Source organism: Candidatus Krumholzibacteriota bacterium (assembly GCA_016932415.1).
Classification (GTDB): Bacteria; Krumholzibacteriota; Krumholzibacteriia; order Krumholzibacteriales; family Krumholzibacteriaceae; genus Krumholzibacterium.
Genome location: JAFGCX010000030.1, coordinates 1 through 25,019, shown reverse-complemented (window position 1 = coordinate 25,019; position 25,019 = coordinate 1). Strand labels below are relative to the sequence as shown.

The window sequence follows — 25,019 nt, the reverse complement described above, 5'->3', positions numbered from 1 at the left end:
GGTTACCGCCTTGATGTAAGGTAGGTGCTCATTGTCGCGATGCTGTCTCTGCTCGCTGTCTGGTAACTTACCATGACAGTCAGTCTTTTCATATCAGACACGGGATCGTCATCGACTACATTCCAGCTTCTCGTATAGTGGATATCGAGGGGATTTTCAGGATCGGTATGGGATCCATTCGTCAGATCCGCGCTCGAATACGGATAGCTCATAAGTTCCTCGATTTTCTGCTGGGCGAGGTTCGTCGCTATGGTAAGGTTCCCGGCTCTTGACGTGGCGGAGTTGCTCGATGGAAGTATCCTGAGAGCGGCGGATATCCCCACGCCGAAAATAAGAATAGCAATTATGATCTCTACCAGTCCCGCGCCTTTTTCCGATTTAAACATGATCTTCCGTTCCTTACTCTAATCGACCGTGATGTTTCCCGTCCCTCCGAATATCCGGACGGTCTTGTTCTTGTTGGCCGGGTTTCGAAGCGTTATCGTACCGCTTTCCCTCGTATTTCCCTTCGACCCGAATGTAAGCTTCGACGAGGAAAATGTATGCCCGACGATCCTCACTCCCGGCGAGAGCGTATATGTCGCGCTCTGAAACTCGTCTGAGGACCTGTTGCCGTTGCGATCGCTGTCTTCGAAATAGGAATAATTATCGTTTGTCATATCGAATGAAAAGACGACATCTATATTCTTCATAACCGCTGAAGAACGGGCGCTTCGCAAAGTGACCGCAAACTGCTCGGCATCGCCGTTCAGCCGCCAGTTCTGTATGAATCTGCCGAATGCCGGCATCGAAAGAATGGCCATAAGTCCTATTATCAGGACAACAACCATCAGTTCAGCCATCGTAAATCCCGAATCGTTCCGTAATTTCTTTCTCATTTTTTACACCGTAACCAATCAAGGGATACGTATTATTTATCAACCATCAGAGCTGAATAGAAAGATTCATGCCAAATAATCGTGTTTCCGATCGTATCCGGGAAGTTCTTCTTGAGCTTTTAAATGTAACCCGGCATTGACAGTTCCGCAAAACAGTTGCCATATGCGAATGGCCTTTCATTTTTGCATCGAAAGGCGATTCGAGCAGGTACGCCGCTCTGGAATACGGACGGCCGGGGATGGTCCTGAATATCTCTTATGTTCATTGACTAACCTCGATTCATTTATTACATTCGTCAGAGGAGGAGAAAGCGAGACCTCATTTGGACCGCTCGCCCGTCAATCGCGACTTTTCCGTATAGAATCCCTTCCACGCCGGAGAATTTATGGAGTTCAGGGTAATCGACCGAAAATCACTCGACGTTCCTGCATGGGAGAAGCTGACCGCGGAAAGTTCCTTCTTTCACAGCCATTACTGGGTCGATACGTGCGTCGACGGACTCTCTCCGGGAACGCATGCTGAATTTCTCTGCGGTTACGAGGGCGATCTGCTGATCGCCGGCATGCCGGCTGTCATCACCAGAGACTTCGGCTTTAAATCTTTCTACTCGATGCCGTACGGAACGTATGGCGAAGTAGTCATGGCCGATGGAGTCAACGGCTCGACCAGGGACGAGTTCTACCTGCACCTGGTGAAATATCTTAAAAAGAGAAGGTTCTCCAGGATAGCGATCACAGACTTCGACAGGAATTTTTCAGGGATGAGCGAACCGTTTCTCGATCACAGCGAGACGTTCACCCATATCATCTACCTCGACGATAACGAAGAGCATACGCCACCCGACAGAAAGATAAACGGCCATATCAGGGCGGGGCAGAAAGCCGACACCGAAATAATCTGCATAAAGACCCGGGAACAACTGAACGCCTTCTACAGGCTTTACGAGATGACCGAGAAGAGGCACGGCAGTATCAAGCCTCTATACAGCAAACATTTCTTCAACAGCATCCTGAAGCATCTGAGCAACACGGAGATGCTTTACTGGAACTGCCTGATGTTCGGTGACAGGATGGTCGGGTCCTGCATCAACTTCATCTATGCCGGAACCCTGTTCAACTGGCAGACAGTCTCGGATTATGAATACAGGAGGTTCAAACCGAACCATATCCTGCTCTCCGAAGCGATCGACGTCGGGATATCGATGGGTATAAGGAAGATCAACCTCGGCGCTTCCCCTTCCTACGCGCACAGCCTTATCGATTACAAGGAACGCTGGGGCGGCGTCAGGGTCGGGTACGACACGTACCTCTCCGATTCATGGCTGCGAAGGCTCTTCTCCTCAAGGTGATTAACGCCGCGTTTCAAAGCCCCCTCATCCATTCTTTCCTGAGGTACCTTCCCGGATCATCGAGCGCCCGGTCTATCGTGGCGACGAGCGCCTCCCTGTCCTTGCGAAGCGTCCCTTTCAGGGCGAGGTAGTTTGAAGCGTGGTTGCTTCTGAAGATGCATCTGTCATTCTCGAGACGCGATATCATCTCCCTCAGTTCGAGCAGGTCTTCGGCGGGAGTGTTCATCCGGAACCCTGGTCCGAAGAGTTTTATGTATTCTTCTTCGAAAGGACCGAGCATAAGGGTAAGGGCCGAGAGATATCTTGGCTCCAGCCTGCTTACCAGCTCTCCGGTCATCCTCGCGTGGCGCAGACTTCTTTCGCTCCCACCAAGACCCGTTATCACCGTGGCCGAGATCTTAAGCCCCGCTTCGCGGGCTTTGGCGCAACCCTCGATCATCTCGCCGGGAGTCGCCCCCTTGCCTGTCATCAGGAGAAGCTCGGGATCTCCCGTTTCCACGCCGTAATAAATTATCTTCAGGCCTTTCTCCCTCAGGCGCGTCATCTCGCCGACCGACTTGCCCAGGAGATTTGAGGGGTTCGCGTAAGCGCTCACCCTCTGCAGACGGGGAAAGGATCCGGCGAGATAGTCGAGGATCCGTTCGAGCTTTTCAGTGGCGAGAACGAAAGCGTCCCCGTCGCCCAGGAATATCCTCGCCGTCTCCGGCAGGTATCTTTTCGCGGCATCTATCTCACCCTTCAGTACTTTCCATTCCTTGACAGCGAATCTCTTTCCTTTATACATCTGACAGAAAGCGCATCGATTGTGAGAGCATCCGCTCGTCGCCTGAAGTATCAGAGAGCCCGCTTCGCTTGGAGGCCTGTAGACAGGTTCGTCGTACTGTATGAACATCTTTACCTGTTGAAAATAATCCCCGCGACCAGTGGTTTTTTATTTAACAAATCTCAAAATAGTGATATCGTTCTTGCAAGCTACGGATTTATCAGAACAACGCTGTAAAAGCTACCATAAATAGCCGCAGGAATGAAATGATAATCGGAATTGGAATCGATTCAGTATCGATCTCCAGGATACGGGGATTGATAGATAGATATGGAAGACGTTTTCTGGGAAAGATCTTCACCGATCGTGAGATCGACGAAAGCGCGGATCGAAGGGATAACGCCCAGTTCTTCGCCGCGAGATTCGCCGCCCGCGAAGCCTTTTTCAAGGCGCTTGGAACAGGCTGGGGGCGCGGCATCTCGCTTAAAGAAGTCGGCGTTGTCAAAAATGAGAACGGGAAACCGGATCTCTCTGTTTCCGGCAAGGTGTCGGTTGCCCTCGAAAAGCGCGGCGTTACCGCGACGCATCTCAGCCTCACCCACGACGGTGAATATGCCCAGGCTATTGTGATCCTGGAAGGAGGTCAGTGATGCAGGAAGTGCCGAAAAGCATGATAGGGGTGAGCGGCAAGCTCTTTGTCAATTCGCTCCTGCTCAGGGAAGGGATTCTCTGCAGCCATGGAAAGAACGGGATCGATCTGGTTGTGACCCTGAAAAGGCCGAGACGCAATTGGTCTATTCTCGTAACGACGAACCTTAAACCAAAAAAGGCAGGCGGCAAGGGGAAGATGGCGCTGGACTGGTGGGTGCCGGCAAAGAACACCGCCGATTATGTCTCATGCGTCGATCTCAGTACGCTCAGAGCGTGGATCTTTAAAAACGATGAGTTTCAGAAACTCTCCCAGCAGAAGGCTGGAGGAAGATACCACCTCTACATGTACACCAACAAGGGCGTCGCTCTGAGAGGCAAGAAACAGATGAAGTTCGATTACGAGTTCGAACCGTACAGGATAGAGAACAGGATCTGCAGGGGAGTATTCGACAAATAGATGCCATTTCAAAACCAATTCAGCTGGTCGATCTCGCGCGAGTCTCTGTTTAACGAATGCGCGCGAAAATATTACTTCCACTATTACCTCAGCTGGGAAGGCTGGAAGAGATCATCCTCTCCTCTTCGACGGGAAGCGTTCAAACTCAAGCGCCTGGTATCGCTCCCTCTCTGGAGGGGGCAACTGGTCCACTACATAGCAACGAAAGTCCTTCAGTCGACGCGCGTGAAGGGAAGGATCCCCGCGGCGGAAGACGTGACCGGTTATCTTGAGGAGAGGTTTAAGAAGCAGCTCGATTTTTCGCGGCGGAGGCTCTACCTCACCGAGCCGAAAAAAAGCGGCGAATGGCTCAACATCAACTGGCTCGCCCTCTTCGAACATGAATACGGCCGGGATCTTTCCGAAGAAAGGATTGAAAAGACCTTACGTGAATCGATACAGGGGGTCGAGACCCTTCTTCGTTCGGATATTCTCGGGATCATCTTCGAGACCGACCGGACAGGATGGATCATTGAGAATATAGATCTTGGCGAGTTCGCCCAGGTCTTCGTCTTCGAGGGCGCAAACGTCTTCGCGAAGACCGATTTCATTTTCACCGGCAACGACGGTACTTTCAATATCGTCGACTGGAAGACGTTCAGCGGAAAAAACGGCGGCGATGACGAAGATGATAAAGGAAAGGCGGGAGTCCAGCTCGGAGTGTACGGATACTACGCGGCAGTCATCGGAAAAAACCCGGTCGACACGATCCGCCTCTACGAGGTGAACCTGCTCGGATCAGGGAGGCATATCGAGCATAAGATAAGCGGGGAAAACATCGACTCCTTCAGAGAGCATATAAAGGAAGGCATCTCGAAGATGGCCTCACTTCTTGTCGATGGGAATATTCATCTCAATCAGCCCCTGCCCCACCGGCACTTCGCGATGAACCAGGGGCCGCATTGCCGCTACTGCAACTTTTTCAGGATATGTGTCGACGAGGAGAGTCCCCTGAGGCTTGAGTAGATAAAAATATTCACCGGCAACTGGGCGGGCGGTTGCCGGAGGAGTTGAAGCAGGCAGTTCATCATGACGAAAGTAAATGAATCGGACAGGATAAAAAAACCGGGTGGCGGGCACCTTTTCTGGGCCGTCGTCTTTTCAGTGATGGGGATCCTCTCGCTGGCGAGAAAGATGATGGTGATAGGCGGGGTCCCCGTCTGGGCAATATCGTTTTTTCTGATAGGCGCATCCAATCTGCTCAAGGCGCCCGCATTCCATTCGCTCCTTCGCCTCGACGGATCAAAGGCGGAACGGATTAGCAAAACGGGGACAGCCGTCAATATCGTGGGGATAGCTTTTATCGTAATTGCTTTTATAATAGAGGTTTACAGAAATTAACGGCCTTATGGCCTGAGGTGTTTCCCCAACCGGCCAGCCAGCCGGACCGGTAATGGATATTTCTTTTATTTTGCTTCTTGCCTTCGCCCGGTTTCGATGATATATAGACTACCGGGGCGTGATCACGGGATGATCGCCACGCTCCGGTGAAGTTAAAACCGTAAAACAGGGGGTCGAAGTTGGCTGTCACTCTAAATGGATCTGAACTGACGATTGAAAAACTGGTAAGGATCGCGAGAGATCGCGAAGAAGTCATCCTCTCTCCCGATGCCATAGAACGGATCAAGGTCTGCCGCGCGATGCTCGAAAAAAAGATCGTCGCGAAAGAGATCATGTATGGAGTCAACACGGGGATCGGGGAATTTTCCGAAGTAGTACTCGACGACGACCAGATCCAGGATTTCCAGAAATACCTCATATACAATCATGCCGCGGGAATCGGCGATCCGGCGCCGCTAGAGTACGTCAGGGCGGCGATGGCGGGCAGGATCAACGTTCACGCGCACGGCAACTCGGGAAACCGGCCCGAGATAACCCTCACTCTCGTCGAGATGCTCAACAAGGACGTTACTCCGTTCGTCTGTCAGAAAGGGTCGGTCGGCGCGAGCGGCGACCTCGCCCCTATGTCGCAGATAGCCCTTCTGATGATGGGCGAGGGTCAGGCTTACTACAAGGGAGAGCTTCTCGAAGGGGCCGAAGCGATGAAGAGAGCGGGTATCCCCGTTCCAGGGCTCAAAGCGAGGGACGGACTGGCGACCATCAACGGATCGAACCTTCTCACCGCGATGAGCGCGATAATGCTCTACGATTCGAACAGGTGGCTCAAGCAGGCAGAGATCGCGGCAGCGATGTCGCTCGAAGCGCTTAAAGCGAACATGAAACCGTACAGCCCCCAGCTGCACCGGATCAGGGGGTTCAAGGGCGCGCAGAGATGCGCCGCGGCGATACTGAAACTCGTCGAGGGCGGCGACCTCGTGGAGGGAAAGATAAAATGCAAGGTCCAGGACGCCTACTCGATGCGGTCGACTCCCCAGGTCATCGGCGCCGCGCATGACGCTCTCGAGTACGCCCGATCCCAGGTCGAGATAGAGCTCAATGGCGTTGGTGACAACCCGATCTTCTTCCCCGACGAAAACCTTCAGCTTTCCGGCGCGAACTTCCAGGGAACTCCCGTCTCGCTTCCGATGGATATGATAAGCGCGGCGATAACTATGGTCAGCGTGATGTCGGAAAGAAGGATGAACCGCCTCAACAATCCCGCCCTGAGCGTCGGACTTCCCGCTTTTCTGACGAAAGGGGCCGGTATGTTCTCCGGCCTGATGCTCAGCCAGTACACCGCCGATATGCAGATCGTCGAACAACGCATCCTCTCGATGCCGGCCTCCGTCCACTCGATCCCGGCCGCGGCCGACCAGGAAGACTTCGTCTCGATGGGCATGAATACGGCGATCAAGAACTTCCAGATCCTCGACAACGCTTACGGGGTCCTGGGCATCGAGCTGATGGCGGCGGCCCAGGCGCTCGATTTCCGTGATTATTCATTCGGAAAGGGCGTCACGAAAGCAAAGGAAGTAATAAGGAGGCACGTCAAATTCCTCGATATCGACAGACCTCTTTATCCCGACCACACGGCGATGAAAGAGCTTGTCAGATCGTGCGAGATACTTGAAGAGGTTGAAAAGGTCACCGGAGCGCTGGACTGACCTCAGGTCTTTCACGGGGATCAAATAGTTCGCGGCGATTCTGCCCGATAAAGGGTAAAGAAGTTCTACGCGCCCGCAGCCGGCTGGCTACGTGGCGATATCGCCCACGATATTCTCCAGGATATTCTCAAGAGTGATTATTCCGGCGGTCCGGCCATTATCCGTGACTATGGCGAAATGATCCGGATTGTTCTTCAACGTAAGAAGAAGCCTCTTGGCGAAGATATCGCTGTCGACGAAAAAAGGCTCATGCATGACCATTTCAAGGCTTTCTCCTCCATCGAGCCCGAGCAGGTCGAAGAGTGAGATGACTCCTACTATACTCCCGTCGTCGGGAGAGGTGAGCGGGTATCTGGTATAAGGATGACGGTTCGCTTCCTCTACCACCTCGTCGATCGAAGCTGTCACAGGAAAGGAGATCACTTCGGAAGCGGGGACCATCAGGTCAGAGGCTTTGATCATTCCAAACCTGAAGACCTTGTCGATCATCTCCGTTTCCCTTTTCTTGACCTCTTCCGAAGCGTTGCCCCGCCTGTAGAGATATATCAACTCTTCGCGTGTCGAGATGATATACGACCCCTTCTCGCTCTCTTTCAGTCTGCCTGTCATCAGGCGCGCGAACAGTGTGACCGGCATAATTACCGGCCAGAGAATGAATGTAAGGGCCTTCAGGAATGGAGCGACGATTATCGAGAACCTGTCAGCATGGTCGAGATATATCGATTTGGGTATTACCTCTCCGAATATCAGGATCAGCGGCGTGATGACTATTGTCGCTATAAGCGGCCCGGAATCGCCGAATCTCGAGACAGCCAGGGCGGTCGCCGTCGCCGTGCAGATAATCACTGAGATGTTCGTGCCGACGAGGACTATGCTGAAAAACTTCTCCGGGTCCTGGATCAGTCTTTCAAGGATACTCGCTCTCCACGATCCGAGCTTGGCCCTGCTTCTCAACTTGACCTTGCTGCACGATATCAGCGCCGTTTCCGAACCGGAGAAGAACCCGGCGAGCAGTATAGAAGCGGCCATAATTATCAGCGAATCGAACAGCGTCATCCTAATCGACGTCCCCTCTTGTTCTTTCCAGCTTGATCTTGTTGATCTTCTTCATCTCCGCCGACAGCACGAGCCAGCGGTACGGGCCCAATGTAAAGGTCTCTCCCTCTCTCGGAATCCGCCCTATCGCCTCGATCAGGTATCCTCCGACCGTCTCGACCTCGCGTGAATCCAGAGTCGATCCGAACTCGGAATTGAGGTCTTCGAGCCTCATCGCTCCCTCGACGACTATATGATCCTCATCTATGCGGTTGAACTCATCGACGTTAGGCTCGCGCCTGTCCCGGATCTCCCCGAAGATCTCTTCGAGCATATCCTCGAGAGTCACTATACCTTCGAAAGAGCCATGCTCGTCGACCGCGATCGCCACATGCTTTCTGTCAGCGATGAATTCTCCGAGCAGGTCCCTTATTTTCTTCGTCTCGGGGATAAAATCGGCCGGGCGCATGATATCACGCAGCGTAAGCTTTTCATTCTTCTCATACCTCAACAGATCCCTCGCGTGAAAGATCCCGATGATCTTTTCCACCGAATCCTCGTAAAGGGGGATCCTCGTGAATCCCCTGCTTCTTGCCTCGATCGCCGCTGCCTGAAGAGTAGTATCGGCGCTGAGCGAGAATACTTCCACCCGCGGAGTCAGGATCTCGTATACAGCCGTATCGGTAAACTGAAAAAGATTGGTAAGTATCTTGCTCTCGAAATCGTCGAAAAGGCCGTCGTTGCCAGCCATCTCAACGGCATCGACAAGTTCGTGGGAATGGTATTCCTCCCTGCTCTCGCCAAGAAGGGCGCGGCTGCTTTTCACCGTGATATCGGCGATATATCCCAGAGCTACCCTTACGGGAGTAAAGATATACATCAAAAATCTCAGCACCGGCGCGACAGCCAGCGCCAGCGGCACCGAATGTTTCAAAGCCAGGCTCTTCGGCGTTATCTCTCCGAATATCAGGATAAGAAGTGTCATGACGATAGTCGCTACGGCCGGACCGCTGTCTCCCATAATCCTGATGGCGAGGGCTGTTACGATGCTCGTATTGGCGATATTGACGAGAAGATTGCCGAATAGGACAGTAACAAGCAGCATCCTCGGATTTTTCATCATCGAGGCGATGCACTGCTCCCTGTTATTTCCCTTTTTCATTCTCGAGAGCGACGATCCGGGCAGTGAAAATATCGCCGTTTCGGCTCCGGAGAAGAAGGCCGAGAGGGCGAGAAAGATTACAACTGATACGATCAGGAGGATATGTTCCATAATAAAACGAACACCGCAGCGATCTCCACCCCGTCGGGGAGACCCTGATTTTCAACAGCTTGATGAGTCCCGCTTGACTGGTGACAGGTAATTCCGGTCATAAAAACGATTTCCCCGGGTCCTCGGGTGCTCCCTCCGGTCATTCTCCGAGAATCTCGCCGAACTGCTCTCTCGCGACGGCCGCCTCTTCGCTTCCGGGATATTCCCTGAGCAGCCTCCTGGCTATTCCCGCGGCAAGGTCGTCGTCTCCGATATTGTGGTAAGAAACAGCCATCCGGAGAAGCGCCGAGGGGATCTTTTTCCCCTGGGGATATTGCTGCAGTATCGAGGAAAATTCCTTGAGCGCGTCGAAATACTTCTCCATTTCGATATAACATTCCCCGCGGATGAACCTGACCTGCTCGCCGAGCGGATGGTCGGGATATTCCCTGAAGAAATCGTCCGACTCCTCGATCGCCAGTTGATATTCCATCCTGCTGAAATCGAGATAAAGCTGCCTGTACATCTCTTCAGGTCCGGGAATGGCGGCGGCAGGTTCGATCGCGCTGGAATCGGGCTGAATCTCTACTCCATGGCCGGTCGACGATGAATCGGGCCGCGTGGCCTCCTGGCCTGTCCGCGGCTGTGCCACAACCTCCCTTTTCGGAGGCTTCCATGCCGAGGCGCTCCCTGATTCATCGAGCATCTGCATGATCACGTTCATCTGATCCTTGAGTTCCTCGAGATCGAGCTTCCTCTGGGCATTGACCGATCTTGAATATTCTTTCTGTCCCGATACAGCCTGTTCGAGGGAATAGACGCGCCTCTGGAGGGTCATGTTGGCGTCGATCAGCGAATCGACTTTCGCCGACGTCTCCATGGTAACGCCGGGGGCGCGAAAAAACTTGCGCCCCCAGCACCCGTTATTCAAAACCGCGATCGTGATGACCGCGAAGATCAATCCCCTTCGCAAAATAATTTCCTTCACTTACGAGGGCTACTTGAGCACCATGTGCGCGCGGCGGTTCATGCTCCACGCGTTCTCGTCATGTCCCCTGTTGAAAGGCTTTTCCTCTCCATAGCTGACAAGCGAGAGCCTGCGGGCGCTGACGCCGTAGGCTACGTAAAAATCAAGGATAGCCTTGGCCCGTTTCTCGCCGAGCGAGAGGTTGTATTCGTTCGTGCCGCGTTCATCGCAATGTCCCTCAACCAGAAGATTGACTTCAGGATTATCCATCAGGATCTCGGCGTTCATCGTAAGGATATCCTTGTACTCCGGTTTGATGCTGAACTTGTCGTAATCGAAGAAGATGTCCTCGAGAACTATCGGTTCCACCTCGACGACCGGTTCTTCCTCGACTTCCTCAAGGACTGGAGGAGGCGGTGGCGGAGGCGCGATATCTTCCGCCGGTTCGATGTCCTCGATAGGTGTCATCTCTTTTTTAGCGCAAGCGGGAAGAATCATCAGCGCTGCCAGCGCCAGTACGAGGATCAAGTAGCTGAATCTAGTCATGAGAGCTCAACCTCCCTGTTTATGTTATCAAGGCCGCTACCTTCAGCCTTACCATCAGATTAATCGAGGTTTATAATACCCTCTGGCCGATATATTGAAAACAGATATTTTGTTTTTTTTACAAATATTTTAAGTTTTGACAGGCGGCGCGAATCTACCTCGCCAGAGGCGACCACGAGGGGGATTCTCCCCTTGCAAGCCTCCTCTTCGATCCCGATTCGATATCTATCACGACTATCCACGGCTCGCCGGCGAACTTCACCGACGCTGCGAGATGTTTTCCATCCGGCGCCCAGCATGGATCCTCGTAACTCAGCATGTCCTCGAAGACGGTCTCCTCCCACAATCCGTCCGGCGAGATCACGCGGAGCCTGTAGAGCCAACTTTCCCTAGATACATAGGCGATCAGGTCCCCCGCGGGAGACCACGCCGGAGAGGTGTTATAATTGCCGTCTCGCGTCAGGCGCCTGACGTTGCCTCCGTACCTGTCCATCACGTAGATCTGAGGGTTCCTCGTCCGGTCGGAGACAAAGACGATCTCCCTGCCGTTCGGAGACCACGAAGGCGAACAGTCAATCGCCCTGTTTGTCGTAAGCCGCGACACGATCTCGCCGCTCGGCCTGATGAGATATATCTCGCTGTTGCCCTTCAGGCTCAGCGTCATGGCCAGTTCGTCCCGGGCCGGGAAATAGCTCCCGGCGATATTTATCCCCTTCCGGTGGGATATATTCGTCCTGGTGTTCCTTGCAGGATCGATGAGGTAACAGTCGGGGTTATCCCTCCTGTACGAGGTGAAACAGAACCTTTCGTGATCGACCCATTCGGGAGATACGACCAGTTCGTCGCTTGTCACCGGGCGCTCGCCGTAGCCGTCATAATCTATCACGTGGAGATTCTTGAAATCTCCTTCCCTTCTTGTGAAGAGTATTCGGGTCGTCGCTACACCCGTCTCTCCGGCGAGGAAGAAGAGTATCTCGTCGCAGAGATGATGCGCTATCGAGCGTCTTGCTTCGCTGGCGAAGGTGTAGCGCTTGGTGAATATCACTTCCCTGCTTGAATAGTCGAGAAGCCTCGCCTCGAGGGAATATTTCCCCGAATCGACGGCAAGCGTGCCCTCGATTATCGCCGATGCGGTACGCATATCCGAAAAGGTGTCGGCGCCCGCGACGAAACGCATCGGTTCGAAGATATCGGTAAAGAGAAGGTCCTTTTCTAGGACTTTCGATATATACGCCGCCACGCCGGCGCCCGCCGGCGTCTGCGCTTCGAAATCCCTGATCACGATCGGTATCGTCCCGCCGCCGGACTTTTCGGTGCTGAGATGAATGTCTGTCTGCGAGGCTGCCACCGTTGGAAACAGCAGAACCAGCGCCGCGGCCGCTATAAAAACCCTCATTAAAGACTCTCTCCTCATTTCGCCGCCCTTCCCGTTCAATCTTTCTGAATAAATGTGAAATGTATCCCGAGCCACGGCTCGGTGAAAGCTCTCGGCAGCGGCGGAAAAGGCGCGGAACTCTTAATCGCCCGCAGAGCCGATCTGTCGAAATATGAATTTCCCGAACTCTCTTCGATCCTCACGTCGGCCACGCTGCCGTTACGGTTCATCCTGAAGTAGACGACGCAAGAGATCCCCGTCCCCCTTTCGGATGCGGACGAAAACCAGTTCTGCGATACCTTGCGCTCTATCGCCGAGAGATAATACGAAAATGGAAAGCGCGGAGCGTCGACCGTCATCGACGACGTGGCTTCATCCACCTTGTCCACCGATACGTCGAGTGGCTTTTCTTCCTTCACCGGTTCGGGAGGCTTTTTCTCCTCGACCTTTTTTTTCGGTTCGTCTTTTTTCTTTGGTTTCGGTTTCGCGGGGGCGGGGGCTTCTTTCTTGACTTCGGTCTTCACCTCGGGCTCGGGTTCGGCCTTCCTTATGATCGGCTGGAGTATCTTCACCGAATAGATCTTCTTCGGAAGGCGCATGTCCGGCACTACATTGAACATGTAGACCAGCGCGAACAGCAGTATGACATGTACCAGGATCGAAATAAGTAAGGATAACCTCATCGTCCCCTGCCCTTTAGCGGATCAACCGCTATCTTCCTGCTCGGCTATAAGACCGAGATCCTCAATCCCCATCATCTTTATTCGAGCGATGACTCTCATCACGTGTCCGTATTTCGTCTCCTTGTCGGCCCTGAGAAAGACTCTCGGGGCGTTCGTCTCGAGAGCTTTCTTTAGCTCGGCCGAAAAATCGCGCCAGGCTACCTTCTCCTTGCCTATGAAGATCTCACCAGCCTCGTCGACTGAGACTGTGATCCCTTCCTGTTCCTCGATCACCTTCGCCTCCGCTTCGGGGAGGTTCAGTTTCACGCCGGCCTGGAGAAAAGGAGCTGTAAGCATGAAAACGATTAGCATGACCATCATCACGTCGACAAGATTGGTGATATTTATATCAGCCATCGATGAGTATCTTTTATGTTTCATCCCTGCCTCCCTCTACCTTCCGCCTGACTGGCCGATATCGCTGTAGCGGCCGTCGAGGATGCGGCTTCTCAGACGAACCGAGAAAGAAGAGAGTTCCTCTTCCTTTCTCCTTACCACGCGAAGGATATAGTTATACCCGATCACCGCGGGAATAGCAGCGCCAAGACCGAAGATCGTCGTTATCAGCGCGTCGGCGATCCCCGGGCCTATCACGTAGAGGTTCGCCGAGCCCCTTACGCCCATGCTGAGAAAGGAGCTCATGATCCCCCACACCGTCCCGAGAAGACCGAGAAAGGGAGAGACCGAAGCGGTCGTTGAAAGGAATATAAGGTATGATTCCCAGTCCGAGATGATCGAATCCATCCCGGCGTCGATATAGCTGTCGAGATTTTTCATGTCGCTGAGCTCGCCGCTCCCGATCTCTTTTCCGATATACCCCGCCATCGCCGCCTCGGGCGATTCACTCATCCCCTTCGTCTTTTCAGTGAGAGAGGCGATAGATCTTTCTTCCTCGAATATACGCCTGAATCTTCCGCTCTGCTTCGAAGCCTTTCTGAAAAACCTTATCTTCTCGAAGATTATCGTCCACGAGACGACCGAGAGCACGAGCAGAAGAGCGAGTATCGTCTTCGCCAGCGTCCCCGTATTGGCAATCAGATCTGTAAAGCTTCCCGACATCTGAAGAAAGAGCGGCATCCCGTCATACCCCATAGTGGTCCTCCTTTTTCCATTTCAACGCGCACATTATCATTCTACCCGTAAACGGTCAAGTTAGTTTCACTTCGACAGAAATTATACTTACCGCTCCGGTTGACGCCCCGGACACGCGGGAGGGCAAAAAATGGAAACTTTTCACCTCTTCCCGACGTCTAATATAATAGAGGCGTCAAATGACGGATCGGACCTGCCGCGAATCGATGCCGGGCAAAGGGTTTCGGGGCCCTCAGCCGAGGCGCCGGGAAGAGCCGGCAAAAGAGGTTTGACTTGTCAATTCGCCATAAAACTACTATAATCTATATGAAGTATAGTAGTACCGTTCGCCGCGCCACCGTGCCAGTTGGAATCGCGGGAACAGAATTTCGAACACCCCCTGGAAGGAGTGAGGGTTATGAACCGCAAGCTACTGCTCTTCCTTCTGGCTTTTATTATCGTCCCATTGAGCGTATTGGATGCTTCGCCTGTTGAGGTGACACGGGCAACGCCCGCGAGGGATACCGTCGCCCGTGAAGATGTAGACGTGGCGATCCGGCTCGTCGGAGGCAAAGGTTCGGTCCTCAGGGAGGGCCGGGACATCAACCTGACCTTCCGCACAAGCAGAGACGCCTACGTCATCATCTATAATATAGACAGCGAGGGTATGATACAGCTCCTCTACCCTGAAGACGGAAGAATCCGCAGATCGAAAGGCGAGGAAGTATATTTCCTTCCCGAGAAGGGCAAGGGGATATCATGGGAAGTCAGAGGTAAAACAGGCATAGAATATATACACGCGATAGCCGTGACCGACGCCGACAGGATCAACGGCAACGAGCTGCTCTACCTTGCCGGTAACAGAGACGCTGCGCCGGGCGAGCAGCTCAGGGTCGATATCGATCCTTTTCTCGCTTTCAACCAGATCGACGAGATGATAGTCGATGACGCCCAGGGTGTCGCGCCCGCTTCCGACTTTACCTATTTCTATATCAACCGCGAGGTCGATTATCCGCGCTATCTCTGCTCGAGGTGCCACGGCGAGGGGAGCATAGAGGATCCGTACGCGCAGGAATGCCCCGAGGTAGTGATAGAGAAGATGATCTACGAACAGGATCCAGTCTATCCCTTCCCCCCGCTTTTCAGCATCCAGCATGTGGATGACTCGGATGACGGCGATTACGCGCTGAACTACTACGACGACAATCTCTCCAACGACTGGGGAGATTACGACACGTACGACGACAGCAAGGTCTACCTGTCGATATATTATACCGATTATGATTATCCGTACGGTTTCTACTACCCGCAGTACAGGTCATGGTACGCTTACAACTATGATCCGTGGGGATGGGACTACTGGGATCCGTGGTACGGCGGAGGGTTCTACTTCTCCTTCGGGTGGAACGATTTCTACTATCACCACATTCCGTTCTACTCATGGTATGACTACAGGTACAACTACTACGCGTGGAACAGCTGGTACGGGTACGGCGGCTTCTGCGGCTATCCGTGCTACAGCGACTATTACCACCGCGACAGAAGGCCGCTGTACGGAGCCCGCGATTTCAAGAAACGCTCGATCGACTACGCGATGGTCACAAGGACGAACAACCGCAGGGACAGGATCGCCGACAGCCGTGACGCGAGAAGGACGAAGACTCTCAGCCCTGACGCGAGGATCCCATCCGGCACAGTCCGCGACAGGACGATCGGCGGCTCGGCGGTAAGCAGCCGCGTCAGGGACGCCAGCATCACCGGAATCAGGCCGGCGACGAGAACGACTTATGACAGGGACGTCAAACGGCAGGTGATCCACGGCGACGCCCGCAGGGTAAGAACTGCCGGGGACGCGAGGACGACCCGCCGGACATACGATCCCGCGACAACGAGGACGAGAACGAATACCCGGGACCGCGACCCGGCGATCAACCCGAACACCAGGGGCAATACGATCGACCGCCGCTCCGGCGGAAGCAAGGAAAGGGACGCGACCCGCTCCGGATCGTCAACGACGAGAGACAGAACGGGGAGCTCTTCCAATTCGAAATCTTCTACTACGACGAGAAAAAACAGTTCGCCGACAAGGACCCGATCGAGCGGGACGAAGAAGACCGAGAGAGAGACGAGCAGTTCGGTGAGAAAGAGCAGTTCGAGCAGCTCATCATCGAGCAGCACGGCCAGGTCTTCATCGAGCAGCTCTTCGTCGAGGTCTTCGTCATCGGGAGGCAGCTCGTCGAGGTCTTCGTCATCGGGAGGCAGCTCCGGCCGGAGAAGATGATCGAATAATAATGTGAAATAACAGACAGGGAGGTGAAAAATCACCTCCCTGTTTTTTTTGCGTGTTTGATCTGGCGGGTGGCCTGAATCAGCGGAGAAGGACCATCTTTTTCGAGACCCTCTCCTTCCCCGCTTCGATCCTGTATATATATATTCCCGAAGCTGCCCTGCCTCCGGCGCTATCCATCCCGTTCCACGAGGCGGTATGCCAGCCGGAGCCGACCGTTTCGCTGACCAGGCAGATGACAAGCCTTCCGCTCACATCGTAGATATTGAGGTTAACGAATGACCTCGCGCTGAGGCAGTACCTGATCTCTGTCGACGGGTTGAACGGATTCGGGCTGTTCTGCGTCAGGACAAGCGGCGCAGCTGAGATCGAGGCGCTCTGCGTCTCAAAGAGCAGCCGCCGCTCCCCGCTTCCATCGAGAGAATATACCCTGTATCTGTACGATTTTCCTGGAACGACATCCCTGTCATTGAATCGAAAGTTCATCCCTTCGGCTGTGATGACGGCGTCCTCTATCATCTCGAACGGCCCCTGCCCTTCCGATCTCTCGATCCTGAAGGCGGCCCCCTGAGGCCGATCGATCGAAGAGACTTCCCAGGCAAGAACGATGAGGTCTCCTTCGATGCTGAGCGAAGATGAGACTAGAGCGGTGGCGACTTCGCCGAGATCATTCACAGAGTACCCCGAATCGGGGCACGACATATATGACTCCGCTCCGTAATCGACAAGAGCATTCACCATAAAAGCCGACCATACGACGCCGTCTTCCTGAGTGGAATCTGCCTCGGTCGCGACGATCACTTCGTATTCGGGGTCGTCAGTGCCGGGAAGAGTGTCGATGCATGTCCATGCCGCGCCGAGTAGGTCCCTTCTGTATATCTCGTAATCGACCCTCGGGCCGGAGAAAATATCATCGATAAAGGAGGAGCTGAACCGCAGCGTCACCATTCCGCCATAGTCGCCGGGGCAGTCTTCCACCGATATGATCGACGGGTTGTGGCTGCGATTTGCCGAAGCGTAATTGTTGTTGAATTCGATCCATTCCTCGACTTCGCCACCGGTGTCGGTCTTTATGAGGAAAGAGAACTGCTTGTCGAGATAATCGGGCGAGTCGATATATATCGTGCCTCCCACCGAGCTTCCCGGACCGAGGTCGAAGTATGTATCGTGGAAAAGTGTAAGATAGATGCCGGGGTAATCGTAATACTCGATAAGGATGTCGAACTCGCTCGCCGCGGCGCTGCCGTTATTGACAACGAGGAATTCAATCGGGATCGAAGCGCACGAATCGGGCATGACCTCCGGTGTCCGGAATGTTATTATATCGAGGTCTGGCAGATCGCTGAAGCCTCCGCCATAAGTCCATTCGAGCCACGAATCGCCGCACCCGTTGCAGTCGCAGCAGACATCATCCGCTTCCAGGCGGTATGTCGTGCCCTCGACCATCGGAGCTTCCGTTACAAGGTAAAGGGCTCCGGAGGTATCGACTTCCTGGTACGCCTCTATGAACCGCGCTGTATCAGCCGGAGATGAGACATCGTACATCGTGAAATGGGTATAGTAGGAACGCGAAGCCCACGTGTTGACGCAGGGATTGAAATCGACCCTTATCGATATCGGGCTGTAAGCTTCTATCGCCGATATATAGGGAGGCGTATGCTCGCAGTAGTTGAAGACGAATTGATTTAAGGCGCTTGCCGCTTCTTTCGGATACCCGCTTTCGCAGGTCGCCACAGCGAGCAGGCCGGTATCTGCGTGTGGGGCAAAGTTGAAATACGCGACATCGGCCGACAGCGGAAGCACTGTGAGCTTCTGAAGGCATACGGGATCTATCTGGCATGTGCTGAACGCGAGGGATACTCCTTCCAGAAAGGGGTCTCCCATCGAGCAGGAGATGAAATCGCCGTTCTCCGTGCCGATAATCGAGTGTGTCCCTGGCGGGCTGTCGATCCGGTATTCGACCGCCATCGCCCCTCCGGCCCCCGGGTCGAGAAAAACGTAGATATCATAAGGCGCCATGACCGGTACGCCAGTGACGCAAGCTGCTGTCCTCTGCTCGTTCGCCCAAAGGCTCAGCACCTGCCCCCTGGCGCAGGTCAGGGGCATGAAGATGATGATAAAGATGAAGATGCCTGTTATAACGAGCGAACTCGATCGGACTTTCATGACGCTTCCCCCCTGCCGGCAGGGAGATAGAGGCACGGCCCGAGGCTCGCGTCAGAGGCAGATCGCCCGGAAAGGCGAGATGGTTTTTCAGAGATCATTAGCAATCTTCCCTGTCAGTTCCTTTCATGATAATTTAGTGATTTATACCTGTTTCTAGTATATCGTTTTTTGGCAGGTCGGTCAAGGGGGGGCAGGCGAATATCATCACATTCCAGACATCCCTATTTTTGAAGAAACTCGATCAATTGCTTGCTTAAGATATTCTATCCCATGATCTTTTACAACTTGAGTGAACATTATATCAATCATCATATTTTCAGCACCATCAAGAGCATTTTGATAACTTGCCGCAGCTTGAAAGTAATCTCCTGCCTTTTCATATTGTGAACCGATCGCCTCCCACTGCCCATATTTTGTGGCATAGTAACCATTCGTATCTTCAGGATTCATTATTTCAAGAACTGCACGATATTGAAGAATCTTGTCATCTGGCGTAATTACAGATATTCCATACTTTCTGACGAATTCATCTACCTCATCTTTTAATAAATTATCCTTTCTTAAGACAGAATTTCTGATCGATCGCAGAATATGATTCAAATCGCTTTCTCTTTCGATAAACTCTATGAAGCCCTTTCTATCTAGATTTTCGACAGGTATATTGAACAACAGATCATTTAGAGAATTCTCAAATTTTTGCATGAGTTTTTTATCAATCGTATCCCATCTCACCCTGGTATTCACCGGACAATACCCGGCAGTAAAATGCTGAAAGAATACCACTGATAATATCGATTTTATCTTTTGGGGAAAATCTGTCGCGACATATGTATTTGCCTTTCTGATAGTAACAATACACTTTAGCAGGACATCCTGAGCTGCCGGTATATCCCCCAGGTACAGATTAATAATGCTCAGCTTCCCTAATACCAATATCGTACCTATCAGATCCCCGATCTCTTTCTTCATTTCAAGACTGTTTTCAAGATACTCTTTCGCTTCAACAAAATCTGTTTTGCCCAGAGTCTCCACAAGGTGAAAATCTACTGAAATGCTATTAAACAGCAGGCGGGATCTGTGCGTGGTCTGCGGGCCAGACAATTTTTCCAATTCATTCAAAGTTTTAAACAGAGTTTTTTCCATGGATTGTACTTTTTCCATGTTATTGAGCATTTTATAAGTTACCATGAATTCTTCGCCATATAAGAGTTCCTCTTCCAGGATCAACATCTTCTCTGCTGGAAGAATTCCACCCTTTTTTTCTGATACTCTTTTCTTGTAATCAAGCAACATCATCTGACCAACTGATAACAATTCAAGAGTCTTATCATAATCACCGGTCTCATAATAGCAGACTGCCCATGATCTTTGTAAATCCAATATCTCAACCATCCAATAATTGCTCCCTGTCGACAGCGTAATGACATTCAGATAGTATTCCTTCGCTTCTTCATATTCTCCTGATTCTTCCAATATTTTGCCCAAAACAATTGAAGGATGAAATCTCTCGGAAAGGTTCACTACTGGTTTAAAAGCGAAGTCATTTTCAGGCATTTTAAGCTTTTGTTTTTCGCCTAGAAAAGTGGGTATATCTGACACAATAGCTTGTGACTTCGGGGACATCTCCAACGTCTGGATTGCTTCCCTGTAGTCCTCTGGATCAGGTTGTCTGCGAAACACCCAGGCAATTTTTGAATTCCTGCCTGCTCTTAATACGGGATTTATATCGAATGAATCATTTCCACTATATCCAATACAAACCAATCCATTTTCTTCAATGTTTTTCGATAAACACGAAGCTTTCCAGACAGGTATTTCCCGTGAAATGGATTCCAGTGTCGTTATTAAACCTTTCGTAAAATATTTCCCTTCACTCAGGACGACAGAGCCATGCAGTTTGACAATCTGTATTTTATTTTTATCAGGATTTAAATAATCTTCGCGGTCAATAATCTGCTGGAAGGGTATTTCTTCATCCCGGAATGCTTTTTCCAGGCATAAATCAAAATTGGTCGTGAATATTCTTTGTACAATTTCCTCTTTAACAAGTTGAGCGATTTTTTTGTGGTAGTAATTAGGTCGAGCTTCTCCAAACTGGGTAATCAGATTTCCTGGATCATGCCCCCTCCACTTATGATAAATGGATAACAAATGTTCCATTCTGACTTTCTTTGCTATTCTTTGGATCAAATTGTCATCTTCAACTGGAAATCGTTCGTCACCCCCGAACCAATCCATTCTCAGAATTGATTTAGCAATTCCCAATGTAAGCGGCAAACAAGAAGGTTCTGGAACGGAAATGCCGGCACCAACAAACAGGTTTATCGGGGATTTAATTTCGCGATATATATCATAAATGTTCTTTGATTCAACAAAATGCATCATGTATTAGATATCTGTTTATAGCCTCTATCTTACTGACACCTTGCCTTCACAAATACCGAGTATCCTTGCGCTTCCTGGTTGAAAATCAATCTGCACTCTGGCGACGATCTTATTCCCTTTCGTGAACTGAAATACCGGTCTTCTTGTCTTCAAATGAAAGTTGGTCTGCCTGATGGCATTTCCACTTACAAAGTTTTGATGATACAGACGTAAATTTCCCGGAAAATCCGCATAAACCTGTAACAAGTCTGCATCTCCAGGATTAATCTCCATGTCAGTATAGACATCGTTGCCATGCGTGACTTTAATATTCCTGAATACCAGCTCGACCATTATGTTTTCCCTTTTATTTTCGCCCATTATGCTGCTCCTTTCATTTTAAAACAGGAAACCGGCTAGAGAATCCTTCGCTTATCAATAACTTTTTAGATTGATCTTCGTCCAACTCTCCAGTCCGACATAGGAATTGGACCTACAAAATCCCAGTAATCCTTAACTTCGATTATGTAATTTGCTTGACCTACCAATGCTAGAGTATGCCTCTCATAGGACCTATATTCTCTATCCGCATGTGAAAAGGCTTCTCTTAACTCGTAACCACGTTCAAGGAAATCGACAAGGAATTTAAGTTCTTTCGCCGTATCTTCATCAGCATGCATGAAAAATCTTAGTCCTTCTGTATGAGGTACAAGTCGATGGAAAAACGCATGGACTCCCTCGACGATAATCACATTAGGAGGTTGTATCGTTATAACTTTGCCCCTGTCTCCGATTGAGTGATCGTACGGACATACTTCAATTGCAGATCCTCCTATTAGCGTCATTATGTCCTCATACATCTCATCAAGGCGATGCGATTCCGGATCGAAACCGAGCACTCCCTTAGCCAACTTCTCGGCACGAGAGAGCATATAGCAATCAGTTCCAAGTACAGATACAGTCTTTCCGGACCCAAGGTCAGCTATTCTATTTACAAGCCTTTCACTAAGCCTTGATTTACCGATCGCACTCGTACCAAGCACTGCCGCAACCGTTACTCCACTAACCTGAGGCTCACTCTGTACAATAAGCCTAGCGATATCATCAGTTACTCCATCGCTTGCTTCCATATATCGAGGCCCATTTGCTATAAATTTGTTAAACGCCTCACTTCTTCGACGTTGATCCTGAAGACGTTTCATCTCCTCATTTACGCGCCCCAGAAGTTTTGGCAAGCTCCCTTCGGCCAGTTCCACAGGATTGCCCGCTACCTTGCAGCCGGAATTAATCTCATTGATCCAGTCAAGAAACTCTCTTCGTAAAGCCATATGACTTTCTTTTGACTTCGATTCGTACGTAAGAATACGTTGCTGCTTCATGTAAAATGGAACTCTATCCAGTCCCCGTGCTATAGGTATTGTGTTCTTTCCCAGTGTATGACATATGCCAAGCTCATAATACACGTTAGGATTTGCTTCAGTTGTCTCCACAATTACAAGATCAGCATCTACAATTTGACTTATGACTTCGACTGCAATATCTCCGGTACGACAAACTTCATCTGCTTTATAGACTGAATATCCACATTCGCGCAAAGAAGGTTCGATCACATAATCGTAGACCATCTCATTGTCGTTATTTTTAAATGGCATCAGAATTACAGCTTTTTTCTCCATACTACACCTCCAGCTGCATTTCTCTACGTACCGATAATAACCTTCGAATTGGTTGTAGATCTCCATGCAGGAAGATATACCTCCACAAAAGCTGTAACCTGGTAGATTCCGGTTGATCCAGGCAGTAGTTAGGTTGCTTCTTAGTCATCGTCAATACTATCCCTCATCATCTCTTTTTTATGTAACTCAGAATTACTATAAATTTCCAGATTCCCCGATCTTTTATTGAAGAACGCCTGGCAACCATTGCCTAACAGCTTCTGCTAGTTTATGACTCAAATCACCTGACCAACTTATGAATACTTTTGTTGCCATATAAACCCTTTCACCACAAAACACTTAACGTTAGCTTCATCTGCGGGATGGACTGGCGCGGGCCCCTGCCAGAGCCATCAATTGCATCCGATAGTTTGGCCAAGTTTATCCTATTGGTATGCTTGCCTATAAATCTTATCTTAATTAAGTCACTTGCCCAAATTATTTCTCTCTATTTCCAAATGGTTAGTCATTCACTCCATCTATCTTCGCGGATAGTTCTCAAAATTCCTGTTCATTAAGTGGTCGGATTCGCCCTTGAGCTCTTTCTCAACCAACTCTAAAAAGGAGGAGATATTGCAGTAATACTGGTCAACGTAGTGCTTCAGACGCTCATCACTAGGATCGAAGTACGCATCACCAAGAAGAAAAATGTAATACCTAAGAAATACGAGCAAGTCCGAGACATCAACAAGGCGACGGTCGAGCGCAAAGAAAATGTTCTCAAAGAACTCTAGGAAATCGTCAAACTCTCGGATACTGTCCATCTCATCAATTGTCACCATTGAAGCTTGATTTTCTGGCCCTGTTTCGTCATATGCCATTGCCTTTTCGCAGAGCGGAAGGTATTTCTCGCGTAAAATATGTGGGTAATCGAATGCTTGGATTACTGCAAGATGGTGATCTCTGAATCTCTGAAAGCTGTTTTCAAGATGTTTGAGTTTTTCCCATCGTTTCTGTTCAAGCTCAGCTTCAACAGACCGCCAGTATTTTATGAGAGCAAGAAATCCAGCCGATGCCGTGAACACGAAAATGATGATCTGAAGGCTAGAACACAAATCCGTCAGTTGCTGCCCGCTGTAGTGCCTGACAAGAAGACTGCCGATAGCAGTAGCGGATGCCGCTGCAACTAGGAGAAAAACTGGTATAAAAATATATCGAAATCTCTTTTCTATGATACTAGCTCCTTATTTGTTGTCCCCAGTTTACTTTCTATAGGGCCTAACAAATCGTTATAGCTGTGGGCTGCCTGGCGCGGGCCCTGCCCCGCAGGGGCCGTGACAGAGAAGACTCCGACGGCTGCTACGAGAGTTAGACCGAATACATCACGATCTCAATAATTTAGGTACCAAAATAAATATAATACTTATTATAAAGGTTAAAATCACTATTGCCGTACTGGTACTTCCAGATCCACGCCGGAATCCAAAATGATAATGAGTAATGGTAATAAAGAAACCAAAAAATACAAAAAGAATGATACCAAAGTAGTATGATCTCCAATCTGACCACCGTTCTATTTGTTTCCATAATATACAAAATATCGAACTATGCGCAGCAGAGAAGAAAACTCCAAAAAAGGGCATATATAATTTGCTCAACCATTGTGGTTCTTTCTCCGGTCGATCTAAGTTTTCCGGGCTATAGTATGCAAGATAAGAGTCAACCACTCCATTGTCTCGCAGGGTAGGTCGTAACGAATCGGCACCTATCTTAGGATCATCCAATTTCTTTAAAAGAACATTCAATGAAAGACGTGTATCAATTAAAGTGTCGAGAGTTATCCCAAACCGTCCCCAAACATAAAGCAACATAAAGGGCACCATTAAACTGAATGCTACAATAGGAAGATTGATGTTGAAAAGATTAAATGTAGCTATCTTTGTTGGCTGAAATATTTGAGAAGCTGTGATACCAATAAGTGATGCTTGTATTATAATCAATCGCTCAAGTCGTTTTTTTTCTTCAAGGTAAGCATTGTATCTTTTTTCAAATATATTTAATAATTCAGAAGCATCTCGATTTGGATAATTAATTATTGGGGATTTTGTCCCCTCTGCCCTCAAGGATCTTTGTGTAAATACTACTGTTATTAAAGCCCAAACAAACAAAATTCCAGCGAACGTGTAATGAAGGTTTTCCATTTATAAATTACTCCTTAGGTGATATTGCAATTTCATTCCGGTCTAGCATCCATCGGTTCAGCCGCGGGCTTTCCTAGCGCGGGCCTTGCCCAAGCAAGGACCGTGACAGGCCGGAGCCGTCTGCTGCAAGTGATGGAATGGACTCCTCCAATAAATCGGCGTTATAATAACGCCACGAACAACCATTTTCTAAAAGG

Annotated in this window: 24 protein-coding genes; 7 read left to right on the top strand and 17 right to left on the bottom strand. The window is 50.4% G+C overall.

Annotated elements, in window-relative coordinates; all coding sequences use genetic code 11:
• Positions 1 to 2: 2 nt before the first annotated feature.
• Together JW814_10545 and JW814_10540 are read right to left on the bottom strand one after the other, a co-directional pair.
• Positions 3 to 386, bottom strand: coding sequence for a type II secretion system protein (locus JW814_10545; GenBank protein MBN2071884.1), 384 nt, complete (start codon positions 384 to 386; stop codon positions 3 to 5).
• A gap of 18 nt (positions 387 to 404) precedes the next feature.
• On the bottom strand, positions 405 to 878 hold the full coding sequence (locus JW814_10540) for a GspH/FimT family pseudopilin (protein MBN2071883.1): 474 nt from the start codon (positions 876 to 878) through the stop codon (positions 405 to 407).
• 386 nt (positions 879 to 1,264) lie between these two features.
• Between JW814_10540 and JW814_10535 the strand changes: the two genes are divergently transcribed.
• Positions 1,265 to 2,227, top strand: a complete 963-nt coding sequence (locus JW814_10535) for a GNAT family N-acetyltransferase (GenBank protein ID MBN2071882.1) — start codon at positions 1,265 to 1,267, stop codon at positions 2,225 to 2,227.
• A 13-nt stretch (positions 2,228 to 2,240) separates the two neighbouring features.
• On the opposite strand, the gene JW814_10530 is transcribed toward JW814_10535, so the two are convergent.
• On the bottom strand, positions 2,241 to 3,119 hold the full coding sequence (locus JW814_10530; protein ID MBN2071881.1) for a radical SAM protein: 879 nt from the start codon (positions 3,117 to 3,119) through the stop codon (positions 2,241 to 2,243).
• Positions 3,120 to 3,256: 137 nt separating this feature from the next.
• On the opposite strand from JW814_10530, the gene JW814_10525 reads away from it, so the two are divergent.
• From JW814_10525 to JW814_10505, 5 genes are all read left to right on the top strand, one after another.
• Entirely contained in the window at positions 3,257 to 3,640 is a 384-nt protein-coding gene (locus JW814_10525) for a holo-ACP synthase (GenBank protein MBN2071880.1), read from the top strand.
• A complete protein-coding gene (locus JW814_10520) occupies positions 3,640 to 4,098 on the top strand; it encodes a hypothetical protein (GenBank protein ID MBN2071879.1) in 459 nt (152 codons plus the stop codon). The genes JW814_10525 and JW814_10520 overlap by 1 nt, the downstream gene beginning before the upstream one ends.
• The gene (locus JW814_10515) at positions 4,099 to 5,103 is read left to right on the top strand and encodes a PD-(D/E)XK nuclease family protein (GenBank protein ID MBN2071878.1); all 1,005 of its coding nucleotides are present in this window, start codon (positions 4,099 to 4,101) and stop codon (positions 5,101 to 5,103) included.
• 63 nt (positions 5,104 to 5,166) lie between these two features.
• Complete coding sequence (locus JW814_10510; protein MBN2071877.1) at positions 5,167 to 5,478, top strand: hypothetical protein; 312 nt, start codon at positions 5,167 to 5,169, stop codon at positions 5,476 to 5,478.
• 179 nt (positions 5,479 to 5,657) lie between these two features.
• A complete protein-coding gene (locus JW814_10505; GenBank protein ID MBN2071876.1) occupies positions 5,658 to 7,181 on the top strand; it encodes an aromatic amino acid lyase in 1,524 nt (507 codons plus the stop codon).
• A gap of 87 nt (positions 7,182 to 7,268) precedes the next feature.
• Here JW814_10505 and JW814_10500 read toward each other — a convergent pair whose 3' ends face one another.
• From JW814_10500 to JW814_10465, 8 genes are all read right to left on the bottom strand, one after another.
• Positions 7,269 to 8,237 (bottom strand): HlyC/CorC family transporter, encoded by a 969-nt coding sequence (locus tag JW814_10500; GenBank protein ID MBN2071875.1) that lies wholly within the window; start codon positions 8,235 to 8,237, stop codon positions 7,269 to 7,271.
• Between the two features lies 1 nt (position 8,238).
• The gene (locus JW814_10495; protein ID MBN2071874.1) at positions 8,239 to 9,489 is read right to left on the bottom strand and encodes an HlyC/CorC family transporter; all 1,251 of its coding nucleotides are present in this window, start codon (positions 9,487 to 9,489) and stop codon (positions 8,239 to 8,241) included.
• Between the two features lie 139 nt (positions 9,490 to 9,628).
• Positions 9,629 to 10,441, bottom strand: coding sequence for a tetratricopeptide repeat protein (locus tag JW814_10490; GenBank protein ID MBN2071873.1), 813 nt, complete (start codon positions 10,439 to 10,441; stop codon positions 9,629 to 9,631).
• Between the two features lie 24 nt (positions 10,442 to 10,465).
• Entirely contained in the window at positions 10,466 to 10,981 is a 516-nt protein-coding gene (pal, locus tag JW814_10485) for a peptidoglycan-associated lipoprotein Pal (protein MBN2071872.1), read from the bottom strand.
• Positions 10,982 to 11,135: 154 nt separating this feature from the next.
• Positions 11,136 to 12,377 carry a PD40 domain-containing protein gene (locus JW814_10480; protein MBN2071871.1) on the bottom strand — a complete coding sequence of 414 codons (1,242 nt, stop codon included), beginning with the start codon at positions 12,375 to 12,377 and terminating at the stop codon, positions 11,136 to 11,138.
• A 35-nt stretch (positions 12,378 to 12,412) separates the two neighbouring features.
• Positions 12,413 to 13,039 carry a TonB C-terminal domain-containing protein gene (locus JW814_10475; protein ID MBN2071870.1) on the bottom strand — a complete coding sequence of 209 codons (627 nt, stop codon included), beginning with the start codon at positions 13,037 to 13,039 and terminating at the stop codon, positions 12,413 to 12,415.
• 21 nt (positions 13,040 to 13,060) lie between these two features.
• Positions 13,061 to 13,435: a biopolymer transporter ExbD gene (locus tag JW814_10470; protein MBN2071869.1), complete on the bottom strand. Its 375-nt coding sequence runs from the start codon at positions 13,433 to 13,435 to the stop codon at positions 13,061 to 13,063.
• Between the two features lie 36 nt (positions 13,436 to 13,471).
• On the bottom strand, positions 13,472 to 14,170 hold the full coding sequence (locus tag JW814_10465; protein MBN2071868.1) for a MotA/TolQ/ExbB proton channel family protein: 699 nt from the start codon (positions 14,168 to 14,170) through the stop codon (positions 13,472 to 13,474).
• Positions 14,171 to 14,567: 397 nt separating this feature from the next.
• On the opposite strand from JW814_10465, the gene JW814_10460 reads away from it, so the two are divergent.
• Positions 14,568 to 16,430 carry a DUF4384 domain-containing protein gene (locus tag JW814_10460; protein MBN2071867.1) on the top strand — a complete coding sequence of 621 codons (1,863 nt, stop codon included), beginning with the start codon at positions 14,568 to 14,570 and terminating at the stop codon, positions 16,428 to 16,430.
• Positions 16,431 to 16,517: 87 nt separating this feature from the next.
• Here JW814_10460 and JW814_10455 read toward each other — a convergent pair whose 3' ends face one another.
• The 6 genes from JW814_10455 to JW814_10430 form a co-directional block, all read right to left on the bottom strand.
• On the bottom strand, positions 16,518 to 18,602 hold the full coding sequence (locus JW814_10455) for a T9SS type A sorting domain-containing protein (GenBank protein MBN2071866.1): 2,085 nt from the start codon (positions 18,600 to 18,602) through the stop codon (positions 16,518 to 16,520).
• A 204-nt stretch (positions 18,603 to 18,806) separates the two neighbouring features.
• Positions 18,807 to 20,984 carry an SIR2 family protein gene (locus tag JW814_10450; GenBank protein MBN2071865.1) on the bottom strand — a complete coding sequence of 726 codons (2,178 nt, stop codon included), beginning with the start codon at positions 20,982 to 20,984 and terminating at the stop codon, positions 18,807 to 18,809.
• Positions 20,985 to 21,011: 27 nt separating this feature from the next.
• Positions 21,012 to 21,347, bottom strand: a complete 336-nt coding sequence (locus tag JW814_10445) for a hypothetical protein (GenBank protein ID MBN2071864.1) — start codon at positions 21,345 to 21,347, stop codon at positions 21,012 to 21,014.
• Positions 21,348 to 21,412: 65 nt separating this feature from the next.
• On the bottom strand, positions 21,413 to 22,642 hold the full coding sequence (locus JW814_10440; GenBank protein MBN2071863.1) for a hypothetical protein: 1,230 nt from the start codon (positions 22,640 to 22,642) through the stop codon (positions 21,413 to 21,415).
• A gap of 518 nt (positions 22,643 to 23,160) precedes the next feature.
• On the bottom strand, positions 23,161 to 23,706 hold the full coding sequence (locus JW814_10435; protein MBN2071862.1) for a hypothetical protein: 546 nt from the start codon (positions 23,704 to 23,706) through the stop codon (positions 23,161 to 23,163).
• Positions 23,707 to 24,003: 297 nt separating this feature from the next.
• Positions 24,004 to 24,822, bottom strand: a complete 819-nt coding sequence (locus JW814_10430) for a hypothetical protein (protein MBN2071861.1) — start codon at positions 24,820 to 24,822, stop codon at positions 24,004 to 24,006.
• Between the last annotated feature and the right edge of the window lie 197 nt (positions 24,823 to 25,019).